This is a genomic window from Neisseria mucosa (assembly GCF_003044445.1).
In the GTDB taxonomy this organism is placed as follows: domain Bacteria; phylum Pseudomonadota; class Gammaproteobacteria; order Burkholderiales; family Neisseriaceae; genus Neisseria; species Neisseria mucosa_A.
Map to the genome: position 1 here is coordinate 41343 of NZ_POWX01000010.1, position 12712 is coordinate 54054.

Annotated in this window: 10 protein-coding genes; 2 read left to right on the forward strand and 8 right to left on the reverse strand. The window is 51.0% G+C overall.

Features of this window, described 5'->3' with window-relative positions; genetic code table 11:
* Nucleotides 1-35 precede the first annotated feature (35 nt).
* The 4 genes from DBY90_RS07165 to leuC all read right to left on the reverse strand — a co-directional run bounded on the left by DBY90_RS07165 (nt 36) and on the right by leuC (nt 2287).
* Nucleotides 36-173 (reverse strand): lipoprotein, encoded by a 138-nt coding sequence (locus DBY90_RS07165; protein WP_009311431.1) that lies wholly within the window; start codon nt 171-173, stop codon nt 36-38.
* Nucleotides 174-205: 32 nt separating this feature from the next.
* Complete coding sequence (locus tag DBY90_RS07170; protein WP_003742168.1) at nt 206-343, reverse strand: entericidin A/B family lipoprotein; 138 nt, start codon at nt 341-343, stop codon at nt 206-208.
* Between the two features lie 216 nt (nt 344-559).
* Nucleotides 560-781 (reverse strand): lipoprotein, encoded by a 222-nt coding sequence (locus DBY90_RS07175; RefSeq protein ID WP_029609583.1) that lies wholly within the window; start codon nt 779-781, stop codon nt 560-562.
* 96 nt (nt 782-877) lie between these two features.
* Nucleotides 878-2287, reverse strand: coding sequence for a 3-isopropylmalate dehydratase large subunit (gene leuC / locus DBY90_RS07180; protein WP_107986896.1), 1410 nt, complete (start codon nt 2285-2287; stop codon nt 878-880).
* Between the two features lie 267 nt (nt 2288-2554).
* Between leuC and gshA the strand changes: the two genes are divergently transcribed.
* Nucleotides 2555-3913: a glutamate--cysteine ligase gene (gshA, locus tag DBY90_RS07185; protein WP_107986898.1), complete on the forward strand. Its 1359-nt coding sequence runs from the start codon at nt 2555-2557 to the stop codon at nt 3911-3913.
* A 148-nt stretch (nt 3914-4061) separates the two neighbouring features.
* The gene (locus DBY90_RS07190; RefSeq protein ID WP_107986900.1) at nt 4062-6287 is read left to right on the forward strand and encodes a DNA internalization-related competence protein ComEC/Rec2; all 2226 of its coding nucleotides are present in this window, start codon (nt 4062-4064) and stop codon (nt 6285-6287) included.
* 358 nt (nt 6288-6645) lie between these two features.
* On the opposite strand, the gene clpP is transcribed toward DBY90_RS07190, so the two are convergent.
* From clpP to ppsA, 4 genes are all read right to left on the reverse strand, one after another.
* A complete protein-coding gene (gene clpP / locus DBY90_RS07195) occupies nt 6646-7266 on the reverse strand; it encodes an ATP-dependent Clp endopeptidase proteolytic subunit ClpP (RefSeq protein ID WP_003742152.1) in 621 nt (206 codons plus the stop codon).
* An 87-nt stretch (nt 7267-7353) separates the two neighbouring features.
* The gene (tig, locus tag DBY90_RS07200; protein ID WP_070492184.1) at nt 7354-8664 is read right to left on the reverse strand and encodes a trigger factor; all 1311 of its coding nucleotides are present in this window, start codon (nt 8662-8664) and stop codon (nt 7354-7356) included.
* Between the two features lie 331 nt (nt 8665-8995).
* Entirely contained in the window at nt 8996-9682 is a 687-nt protein-coding gene (locus tag DBY90_RS07205; protein ID WP_107986902.1) for a peptidoglycan DD-metalloendopeptidase family protein, read from the reverse strand.
* Nucleotides 9683-9919: 237 nt separating this feature from the next.
* Nucleotides 9920-12304, reverse strand: coding sequence for a phosphoenolpyruvate synthase (gene ppsA, locus DBY90_RS07210; RefSeq protein ID WP_070492180.1), 2385 nt, complete (start codon nt 12302-12304; stop codon nt 9920-9922).
* Between the last annotated feature and the right edge of the window lie 408 nt (nt 12305-12712).

Genomic DNA, 12712 nt, shown 5'->3' on the forward strand with positions numbered 1-12712 from the left:
GATTTCCGGGGCATTTACGTTTAAATTTTGTTTAGTCAGTAGGTTTTGACATTTTCAGCGGTATTGCTGACAGCAGTACCGGCGGCGCTGACGTCTTTAGCTACGCCTGAAATAGTGTTGCAGGCAGAGAGCAAGGTCATCGCGGTCAGTGCGATTAGGGCAAATTTCTTCATGTATGGATTCCTGCGTGAAATTGGATTTTGGATTAGTAATTTTTTACAGACTCAGCGGAACCGCTGACTGCGTTACCGGCGGCGCTGACATCTTTTCCCATGCCGGAAATGGTATTGCAGGCAGACAGCAAGGTCATAGCGGTCAAAGCAATGAGGGCGAATTTTTTCATTTGAAGCTCCTAATAGTTTGAAAAGTACAGTCTGTGTTACTGTATTACTAATAATATTCGGCATCTTCACAAAAGGCAATAGTTCGTATAAATGAAAAAATGCGGAGTTACATGAATATAAACGGTGGTTTGAGTAAAGGTTTTTATAACTCTTATTGTTTGCGTAGTAGGCTGCCTGAAAATATATTTTAGGCAGCCTTGTGTAAAGATAGCAGTTTATTCAGTAGCTTCTTCAATTTTTTCGCCGACATGGGTCATGCCGCGGCCAACAGCGTTACCGCCTTTTTTCACGGCAGCTTTGGTTTTGTCCCAGCCGCGCTCGGCAGCGTTTTCTGTTTTATCCCAGTTGCGGCTAGCGTCATCTTTCGCTCCGGACCAAGTGCTGGAGCAGGCAGCCAGGGTAAGGGCAGCAAGGGTGGTTATCAACAGTTTGTTCATCATTGGATTCCTTGATTTAAGAGTTGGAGAATCTCCTTTGCGCGGAGATGGTGGTTACAGACGACCTTTGGTGGTTATGCAAGGTCGTCTGAAAGATTATGCCATAGTACGGATGTCGGTAAAGCGTCCGTTGACCGCCGCGGCAGCAGCCATAGCAGGGCTGACCAAATGGGTGCGCCCGCCGTTGCCTTGGCGGCCTTCGAAGTTGCGGTTGGAAGTGGAGGCGCAGCGTTGGCCCGGAGTGAGGCGGTCGGCGTTCATGGCGAGGCACATCGAGCAGCCCGGTTCGCGCCATTCGAAACCGGCGTCGATGAAGATTTTGTCCAAACCTTCCTGTTCCGCCTGCCGTTTGACCAAGCCGGAACCGGGAACGATTAACACGCGCTGTACGTTGTCGGCTTTTTTACGGCCTTTGGCGACGGCGGCGGCTTCGCGCAAATCTTCGATGCGGCTGTTGGTGCAGGAGCCGATGAATACGATGTCGACGGGGATTTCGTTCAGCGGCGTGCCGGCTTCCAAGCCCATGTATTCGAGGGCGCGTTCCATGCTGCTGCGTTTGACGGGATCAGTTTCTTCGGCAGGATTCGGCACTTTGCCGCTGATGTCCAAAACCATTTCAGGCGATGTGCCCCATGTTACTTGCGGTTCGATGTCTTCGGCTTTGAAATGGTATTCTTTGTCGAATACCGCGCCTTCGTCGGAAACCAGCGTGCGCCAGTATTCGACGGCTTTGTCCCACGCTTCGCCTTTGGGTGCGAAGGGTTTGTCTTTAACATAGTCGATGGTGGTTTGATCGACGGCAACCATGCCGGAGCGCGCACCTGCTTCAATCGCCATGTTGCACAGGGTCATGCGGCCTTCCATCGAAAGGCTGCGGATGGCTTCGCCGCCGAACTCGATGGCGTAGCCAGTGCCGCCTGCCGTGCCGATTTGTCCGATAATGTAGAGAGCGACGTCTTTGGCGGTAACGCCCGGTTTCAGACGACCTTCAACGGTAATCAGCATGGATTTGGATTTTTTCGCGGTAATACACTGGGTCGCCATGGTGTGTTCGACTTCGGAAGTGCCGATACCGTGTGCCAGTGCGCCGAATGCGCCGTGGGTAGAGGTGTGCGAGTCGCCGCAGACGACGGTCATGCCGGGCAGGGTCGCGCCTTGTTCCGGTCCCATAACATGAACGATGCCCTGACCTTTATCCATGAACGGGAAGTAGGCAAGTGCGCCGAACTCTTTGATATTTTTGTCCAAAGTATCGACTTGCAGCTTGGAAATCGGGTCTTGGATGCCTTTGTCCCAATCGCCGGTCGGGGTGTTGTGGTCGGCGGTGGAGACGACGCTGTCGATACGCCACAGCTTGCGTCCCGCCATTTTCAGGCCTTCAAACGCTTGCGGGCTGGTAACTTCGTGCACTAAATGACGGTCGATATAGAGTAGGACAGTGCCGTCTTCTTCTTCGCGGACGACGTGGCTGTTCCAGAGTTTGTCGTAGAGGGTTTGTGCGCTCATGATGGGTTATCTTTGCTTATTAATAATAGGAGTAGATGGTTTGTTTTAATGGGCGGATTTTAGGCTTTTTACAGGGGTAGTGCAATAGAAATTTGTCTAATTTCTACATTTTCCCGTAAAAATCTAAAAATAACTTTTAAAAATTGGACAAATTGTAGAATTGTTGACAAAAAGAGGTATTTTATTTGAAACAATGCTTGTCGTACCGCCTAAAAAAGCACTATCATTTCCATCCGTATCCCACATCCGACAACAGAGGTATAGAGAATGAAATTACCGGTTATGGCTGCCGAACATCTGTCGCAACTTCAGGCGTTTGAAGCGAAAATCCTGTGCAACCACGCCAAAATCGAAGCATGGTTCTGTTCGCAATGGAACGCACACCGCCCGCCGTTTTACGGTTCGGTCGACATCCGCAATGCCGGTTATAAAATTTCGTCTATTGATATGAACCTGTTCCCCGGCGGCTTCAACAACCTGAATCCGAATTTCATCCCGCTGGCGGCAGTGGCGGCGCAAGATGCGGTACAACGTGCCTGCGAAACGGCAAAATCCGTATTGATTATTCCCGAAAACCATACCCGCAACACGTTCTACCTGCAAAACGTTTACGCACTCAGCGAGATTTTGCGCTCGGCAGGGTATGAAGTCCGTTTGGGCAGCCTGAATCCGGAAGTTACCGAGCCGACCGAGTTTGAAACCGCGCTGGGCGACAAAATCCTGCTGGAACCTTTATTGCTATTGCGTACCCGCGAGCGCGTCCATCTTGCCGACGGCTTCTCGCCTTGCGTCGTCTTGTTGAACAACGACTTGTCCGCGGGCGTTCCCGACATTCTCAAAGGCATCAGCCAAACCGTATTGCCTCCGCTGCACGGCGGTTGGACGACGCGCCGTAAAACAGAACATTTCAGCGCATACAACCAAGTCGCCGCCGAATTTGCCAAGCTGATTGACATCGACGAATGGCAGATTAACCCGTATTTCGAAAAAATCGGCGGGTTGGACTTCCAAGAGCGCGAAGGTGAAGACGCGTTGGCGGAAGCGGTAGAACGCGTGCTGGCAAAAATTCAAGCCAAATACGACGAATTGGGCATTACCGACCAGCCTTTCGTTATCGTCAAAGCCGACGCGGGTACTTATGGCATGGGCGTGATGAGCGTCAAATCCGCCGACGAAGTGCGCGGGTTGAACCGCAAAAACCGCAACAAAATGGCGAAGGTGAAAGAAGGCTTGGAAGTCAGCGAAGTGATTGTCCAAGAAGGCATTTATACCTATGAAACCATGAACGGCGCCGTGTGCGAACCCGTCGTTTATATGATGGACCGTTTCGTTATCGGCGGCTTCTTCCGTGTGCACGAAGGACGTGGCGCGGACGAAAACCTCAACGCCGGCGGCATGGTGTTCGTCCCGCTGTCCAACAGCATCCCCACCGGCAGCGGCGACAACTCCCAAGAAGCCCCCGAAGCCTGCAAACGCGTATTCGAAGAATGGGACTCGCTCGGTATGCCGCGCTCTGAAAAAGATTGCGATGTGGACAACGAACACAACCGCCTCTACGTTTACGGCGTAATGGCTCGCCTGTCGCTGCTTGCCGCCGCGCTTGAGTTGGAGCAAACCGCTCCGTAAAGCGTGTTTGGTCTGATTATTTAAAATAGTAAAGGTCGTCTGAAAGCCATAGTTTAGGTTTTCAGACGACCTTTTTCATGACGTTTATAGGAAATTCAATTATTATCTCCACCTAATTTCAAAGCTAATAATAAAAAGGGAAACAGTTTTGCTGAAATATTATGGATTGCCGTTTTGGGTCGTCGGCGTCATCGCCTCGTTCGCTTTGCCGTCCGTACCGCATTGGGCTGCGTGGCTGGCGGCGGCATTGGTTTTGCTGGCGGCTTCGCGGCGGTTTGCGGTGGCGGGAATGATGCTGTGCGTCCTGCTCGGCGCGGCTTACGGCGTGTTTCGGACGGAAGCGGCTTTGTCGGCGCAATGGCCGCTGAACGGGTCTTCGGAGTCGGTGTTGACGGTTGAAGTCGCAGATATGCCGCGCGGCGACGGGCGGCGGGTGCAGTTTGCGGCGAAGGCGTGGACAGAGGATGGGCGGCAATTTGATTTATTGCTGTCGGATTATCAGAAACGCGATTGGGCGGTGGGCAGCCGCTGGAAAGTGTCGGCACGGCTCAAGCCGGTTATCGGCGAAGTGAACCTGCGCGGGCTGAACCGTGAGGCTTGGGCGTTGGCAAACGGTTTGGACGGCGCGGGTACGCTGGGCAAAGGCAGAAGCTTGGTTCGCGAGGGCGGCGGTGTCGGTTTGGCGGTGTGGCGCGATGCGGTCAGCCGCCGTTGGCAGGCTGTCGGGGCGGACAGTCCGGATTTTTCCGACGGTATCGGTCTGATGCGGGCTTTGAGCATAGGCGAACAATCGGCATTGAGACCCGAATTGTGGCAGGCGTTTCGACCTTTGGGCTTGACGCACTTGGTCAGTATTTCGGGGCTGCACGTTACGATGGTGTCGGTTTTGGCGGGCTGGCTGGTCAAACTGATTTTCAGACGACTGCCTTGGGTACCGGCTAAACCGCGCGTGTGGATTTTAGCAGGCGGCGCGGCAGGGGCTTTGTTTTATGCGTTGCTGGCGGGCTTTTCCGTGCCGACGCAGCGCAGCGTTTTGATGCTGGCAGCGTTTGCTTGGGCTTGGTGGCGCGGCAGTTTGTCTTCGGGCTGGACGGCGTGGTGGCAGGCTTTAGCGGTGGTGTTGCTGCTTGATCCGCTGGCGGTTTTGGGCGTCGGCACTTGGCTGTCGTTCGGCTTGGTCGCCGCCTTGATTTGGGCTTCGGCAGGTCGTCTGAAAGAACGCGGCTGGCGTTTGGCTGTACGCGGACAATGGGCGGCGACGGTGTTGTCAGTGGTATTGTTGGGCTATATCTTTGCGTCCTTGCCCATCATCAGTCCTTTGGTCAATGCGGCGATGATTCCATGGTTTTCTTGGGTATTGACGCCGTTGGCATTGGTTGGGTCGGTGTTGCCGTTCACACCTTTGCAATGGGCGGCGGCAGGTTTGGCGGAATACACTTTGCGCGGCTTGGTTTGGCTGGCGGGAGTATCGCCTGAATTTGCCGTAGCCGCCGCGCCTGTGCCTTTGTTTATTTTGGCTTTTTTAGCGGCTTTGCTGTGGCTGTTGCCGCGCGGACTGGGTTTGCGACCATGGGCGTGTTTGGTCTTGGCAGGATTTGTGTTCTACCGCCCCGACCGTTTGGACGACGGCTTGGCGCGGATTACCGTGATGGACGCGGGACAGGGTTTGTCAGTATTGGTACAGACGCGCGACCGCAACCTGCTGTTTGACACGGGTACGGCGCAGGCGGCGCAAACGGGTATCGTGCCAAGCCTGAACGCCATGGGCGTGCGCCGTTTGGACACGCTGATTCTGTCGCATCACGACAGCGACCACGACGGCGGTTTGGATGCCGTTTCCGATATTGAAATCGGCGAAACGCTGGCGGGACAGCCTGAGTTTTATCCGAATGCAAAATTTTGCGCCGAAGCGCAATGGCAATGGAACGGCGTGGATTTCGAGCTATTGAGGTCGTCTGAAAATTCGGGTGGCGAAGACAATGACCAAAGCTGCGTCTTGCGCGTCGTTTCTGACGGACAGGCTTTGCTGGTTACGGGCGATTTGGGCATCAAAGGCGAAGCGGATCTGATAGAACGCTACGGCGGCTCGCTGTACAGCCAAGTTTTGATATTGGGACACCACGGCAGCAACACGGCTTCATCCGGTGGCTTCCTGAACACAGTCGCGCCGAAATACGCCGTTGCCTCCAGCGGCTACGCCAACGCCTACAAGCATCCAACCCCCGCCGTCCAAACCCGCGTCCGCGCACACGGCGCAGCATTGTTGCGAACGGATTTATCGGGCGCGCTGGTGTTTGAGTTGGGCGGCGATGAAATCTTTAAAGGTCGTCTGAAAAGCGATAAGTTTTATTGGCAGAAAAAGCCGTTTGAATAAATGTGTTCGCTGTATGGTAGAACGGATTTTCAGACGACTTTCTTCAACTTTATCGGCAAGGCAGGGGATAACGTTTCTGTTGACGTTCTTTATCGTCGAAATATTGGTGGTCATCAGCCCAGATATGGGTTTGTTCGGAGGGATTTGAGGTAGGGAAGGCTGTATCCGACAGCTAGAGGGTAGCCGTATTTATTTTCTGTTGGCGGGTTTACAGTTGTTCAAAGAAACTGAATGAAACGGCGTAGTAAAAAGTATGAATCTGAAAATAGTGTGTTGATAAAGGGGTTTTATAATAAAGTAAAGATCGTCTGAAATCTTCAAATAGTTTTCAGACGACCTTTTATTCTGTCAAAAACATTTAAGCCTGCAAAGAAGCGCGATTTTCCAAAACTTGGTCAATCAAGCCGTATTCTTTGGCTTCTTCCGCGGACATGAAGTTATCGCGGTCGGTATCGCGTTCCAAATCTGCCAAATCGCGGCCGCAGTGTTTCGCCATCAGGCGGTTGAGTTTCTCTTTGATTTTCAACAGCTCGCGGGCATGAATTTCAATATCGGATGCCTGACCGCCCAAGCCGCCGCTGATTAAAGGCTGGTGAATCATGATACGGCTGTTTGGCAGGGCGAAACGTTTGCCTTTCTCGCCCGCCGACAGCAGGAATGCGCCCATGCTTGCCGCTTGTCCCAAGCACAAAGTGGAGACATTGGGCTTGATGAAATTCATGGTGTCGTAAATCGACATACCTGCCGTTACCGAACCGCCAGGAGAATTGATGTAGAAGAAAATATCTTTGTCCGGATTTTCACTTTCCAAAAACAACAGCTGGGCAACCACCAAATTGGCGGACTCGTCTGTTACCGGGCCGATCAAAAATACGATGCGCTCTTTCAAAAGGCGCGAGTAAATATCAAATGCACGCTCGCCGCGACCGCTTTGTTCAATAACGGTAGGAACGAGGTAATTATTGAAATCGAAGGACATTTTTGTCTCCTGTCAATGTTGCGAAAGCACCAAAGGGACGCTTTGGTGCTTTCAAGTTGTCTATTTCAGACGACCTTTTGAAGATGATTAGGCTTGTGCGCCCATCACTTCGTCAAAAGACAAAGCTTTTTCGGTTACTTTGGCTTTGCCCAAAACGAAATCGACAACGTTGCTTTCTACTGCCAAAGAAGTCGGACCTTGCAGGCGGGAAGGCTCTGCGTAGTACCAGTCGATCACTTCTTGAGGATCTTCGTAGCTTTCTGCGAAGTTGGCAACAACGGCTTTGATTTGCTCTTCAGTCGGCTCCAGTTTGTTTTCATCAACCAGTTTCGCCAAAATCAAGCCCAAAGATACGCGGCGTTCGGCTTGCTCTTTGAACATATCCAAAGGCAGATCCAAGTTGGCAGCGTCAGCCATGCCTTGGTTGACGAAGTTTTGTTTCATTTCGTTTGCCAAGCGGGCAGCTTCTTCATTTACCAAAGCAACAGGCGCTTTCAGCTCTACGGCTTTGAGCAGCGCGTTCATTACAGATTCTTTGGTTTGTTCGTTCACGCGGCGTTCAACTTCACGGCCTACGTTTTTCTTCACTTCTTCGCGCATTTTGGCAACGTCGCCGTCGGCGATACCCAATGCTTTGGCGAAGTCGGCATCAACTTCAGGCAGAGTGGGTTCGGATACGTTGTTCAATGTGATGGTGAAGACAGCGGATTTACCGGCAACGTCTTGACCGTGGTAGTCTTCAGGGAAATTTACGGTAACGTCTTTGCTTTCGCCTGCTTTCATACCGACTACGCCGGCTTCAAATTCAGGCAACATTTGACCTGCGCCCAATACAAAGGCGTAGTTTTTGGATGCGCCGCCGGCGAAAGGTTCACCGTCGATTTTGCCTTCGAAGTCGATGATGACGCGGTCGCCGTTTTGGGCTTCGCGTTCAACATGGTTGAAGCGGGTACGCTGTTTGCGCAGGATTTCTACGGTTTGGTCTACTTCGGCATCGCCGACGGAAGCAGTTACTTTTTCGACTTCTTGTGCAGACAAATCGCCAATAACGACTTCAGGGAATACTTCGAAAATCGCAGCAATTTTCAGGGATTCTTTATCGTCTTGTTCTTCAACGCCTTCGAAACGCGGATAGCCGGCAACTTTCAATTCTTGAGCAACGGCAACATCGTAGAAGCGGCGTTGAACCATTTCGTTGATGACATCATTTTGAGCGCTTGCACCGTACATTTGGGCAATCATTTTTAAAGGAGCTTTACCCGGACGGAAACCGTCGATTTTTGCACGGCGTTGGGTTTGTTTCAGTTTTTTATCGGTTTCTGCGTTGATTTCGGACCAAGGCAGAGACAGCACTACTTTGCGTTCCAGATTTTCTAAAGTTTCAACAGTTACGCTCATCGTAAGACCTTAATTTGTTGTGTTAAATAAAAAATGGGAATCCTTTTGCCAATGATGACTGCAAAAGCGGCTTCGACCCATCGGGGCTTTTATCGTCCGTTGCTTGCAAAAGGCGGGAAAATTTAGCTGACTAGTATATCACAATGTTTGATTGACTGGATAATATCGTGAAATCATTACAAAACAGTTGCCACATCTGTACGCTCCGGCTTGGAAAAAAGTAGTTGAATGGGAGATAGACGGCCGCATTCTGATAAACTTATGCGAAGATACAAAGGTCGTCTGAAAGTCGGAAGAGGGCATTCAGACGACCTTTTGAAGTTTGAGGATGTTAATTGGGCAAGTATGGCATAGGATTGACGGCTTTGCCGTTCAGACGGACTTCGAAATGCAGCTTTACGCTGTCAGTGTCTGTGCTGCCCATCGTTGCAATCTGCTGACCGGCTGCAACCTGCTGGTCTTTTTGTACCAGTAAGGCATCATTATGTGCATAGGCTGTAATCGCATAATCATTGTGGCTGATTAAAATCAGTTTGCCGTAACCCCGTACTTCTTCTCCGACATACAATACTTTCCCCGCAGCTGCGGATTTTACAGGCTCTCCGGGTGTACCTGCTATATCGATGCCTTTGTTGGTTGTTCCGTTGTATTGCTTGATAACGGAGTTGCGTCCGTTTTCGACAGGCCATTGTAAGTTCAGGCGGTTTGTCGGTGCGACAGCCTGCGTTGCTTGGTTTGATTGGGAAATAGGGCGCGTATTGCGTCGGATGCGTAATACTCGACCTACTTCGATTTTAGAGGTATCTCGCAAGTTATTCCAAGATGCCAAGGTATGGATGCTTTGACCGTGGCGTTTAGCAATCTGGGATAGCGTATCGCCGGGCTTAACTCTGTAATAGCCATCGGGAACAGCACCTGTCGGTGAACCACTTCCGGCGCAGGCTGCCAGAAAAAGTGTCAGGCAGAAAGGGCTTAGTCGTTTGAAGGTCGTCTGAAAAATGGGAATGGTGTTCATCATATGTTTATTTAATAAAAATCGGCGAATGAATTGTCTTCAGACGCTTTATCTGGGTGAAGGTTCATCGGCTTTCGAGATGTTTTATGAATGCCAAATGGTCGCAGAATTTTATCTTTTTGATTAGAAGCATATTTTACTCAGCGTAAAATAAAGTCAAATTATATCTGCTGTTAGATAGTTAAAACAAATCCCCCGTCCGCTTTAGGGATGGGGGATTTTTAGACTTTATAAAAAATCTTATTTATTCAATTCATTAGCCAGATACAGCCAAGTTTCGATGACGGTATCCGGATTCAGAGAAACACTTTCGATGCCTTCTTGAACCAGCCATTTGGCGAAGTCCGGATGGTCTGACGGACCTTGACCGCAGATACCGACGTATTTGTTTTGCTTGCGGCAGGCAGAGATCGCCAAGTGCAGCATCACTTTGACGGCGGGGTTGCGTTCGTCAAACGAATCAGACACCAAGCCGCTGTCGCGGTCGAGACCGAGGGTCAGTTGGGTCATGTCGTTCGAGCCGATGGAGAAGCCGTCGAAGTATTGTAGGAATTGTTCCGCCAATACTGCGTTGCTCGGCAGTTCGCACATCATGATCAGGCGCAGACCGTTTTTGCCGCGTTCCAAACCGTTTTCTTTCAATGCCTTAACCACTGCTTCCGCTTCGCCCAAAGTGCGGACGAACGGAATCATGATTTCGACGTTGGTCAGACCCATTTCGTCGCGAACGCGTTTCAAGGCTTTGCATTCGAGGGCGAAGCAGTCTTTGAAATTGTCGGCTACATAACGCGCCGCGCCGCGGAAGCCCAACATCGGGTTTTCTTCGTGCGGTTCGTAAATGCTGCCGCCGACCAAGTTGGCGTATTCGTTGGATTTGAAGTCGGACATACGGACGATGGTTTTACGCGGGTAAACCGATGCAGCCAATGTTGCCACGCCTTCGGCAATTTTATCGACGTAGAAGTCGACAGGGGAGGCATAGCCGGCGATGCGGCGGGTAATTTCCGCTTTCAATTCATCGTCTTGTTTGTCAAATTCCAACAAGGCTTTCGGGTGGATACCGATTTGGCGGTTGATGATGAATTCCATGCGCGCCAAGCCGATGCCTTCGCTCGGCAGGTTGGCGAAGCTGAATGCGAGTTCGGGGTTGCCGACGTTCATCATCACTTTGACAGGCGCTTTGGGCATATTGTCCAAGGCAACGTCAGTGATTTGTACGTCCAGCAGACCGGAGTAGATAAAGCCGGTATCGCCTTCGGCACAGGAGACGGTTACTTCTTGACCGTTGCTCAACAATTCGGTCGCGTCGCCACAGCCGACTACGGCAGGAATACCCAGTTCGCGCGCGATGATGGCGGCGTGGCAGGTACGTCCGCCGCGGTTGGTTACGATAGCGGAGGCGCGTTTCATTACCGGTTCCCAATCCGGGTCGGTCATGTCGGTAACGAGTACGTCGCCAGCTTCAACGGAATCCATTTCGGATGCGTCTTTCACCAAGCGGACTTTGCCTTGACCGACTTTTTGACCGATGGCGCGACCTTCGCACAATACGGTTTTGTCGCCCTCGATGTCGAAGCGGCGCAGGTTGCGGCTGCCTTCTTCTTGGGATTTCACGGTTTCAGGACGGGCTTGCAGGATGTAGAGTTTGCCATCCAAACCGTCGCGGCCCCATTCGATGTCCATCGGGCGGCCGTAGTGTTTTTCGATTGTCAGCGCGTAGTGTGCCAACTCGGTGATTTCTTCGTCGGTAATGGAGAAGCGGTTGCGGTCTTCTTCAGGAACATCGACGTTCATTACGGATTTACCGGCTTCTGCTTTGTCGGTAAAGATCATTTTGATTTGTTTCGAACCCATGGTTTTGCGCAGAATGGCAGGTTTGCCTGCTTTCAGCGTGGGTTTGAATACATAGAATTCGTCGGGGTTGACCGCGCCTTGTACGACGTTTTCGCCCAAACCATAAGATGAAGTTACGAAAACGACTTGGTCGAAGCCGGACTCGGTGTCGAGGGTGAACATGACGCCGGACGCGCCGCTGTCGGAACGCACCATGCGTTGTACGCCTGCGGAGAGGGCGACGATGTCGTGTTCGAAGCCTTTATGTACGCGGTAGGAGATGGCACGGTCGTTGTACAAAGAAGCGAATACATGGTGCATGGCTGCTTTGACGTTTTCCAAGCCGTTGATATTCAAGAAGGTTTCCTGCTGACCAGCAAACGATGCGTCGGGCAGGTCTTCGGCGGTTGCAGAAGAACGGACGGCAACGGAAATATCCGCGCCGCCTGCGTCTGCAACCATTTTGTTCCATGCCGTTTCGATTTCGGCATCCAGTTGTTCGGGGAAGGGCGTATCCAAAATCCATTGGCGGATTTCTTTACCGACGCGCGCCAGTTCGGCGACATCTTCCACATCTAGTTGTGCCAGTGCGGCGGAAATACGCTCACTCAGTCCGTTGTGCGCCAAGAATGCGCGGTAGGCTTCGGCGGTAGTGGCAAAACCGCCGGGGACGCGGACGCCTTTTTCAGTCAACTGACTGATCATTTCACCCAGGGAGGCGTTTTTGCCGCCCACGCTTTCAACATCAGTCATACGCAGGTTTTCAAACCAAATTACGTAGTTGTCAGCCATTTGTGTGTCCAATCCAAGATATGTTAAAAAAGAAACGAATACGCTTTGTTATTTTAAGCGATTCAAACGGCTGCTGTCATGCTTTTTCTGTTCTGATTTATTTGTAGGTCGTCTGAAAAATTGCGGTCTCCAGCCGTGTAGTCAAATGAAATTCAATGGAGAAGTTGATATTCCGAGTATCTATTTCTTTGTAAAACAGAAGGTTTGAAATAAATTAATGACTGAGTAATTAGAATACGTAAGGTTGTAAATTAATTTAAAATTTCAAAAATATGAAATTTTTGGAATAAAAATGCGTTTTGTTGGTAATTTAATTTTATTGTAGTTTGGTGTAATTTGAGTGCATTCGCTTTATTTAGAAGGTTGCAGCTGCTATGATGACCGCCTGCAAACATTTTAAATTTTAGA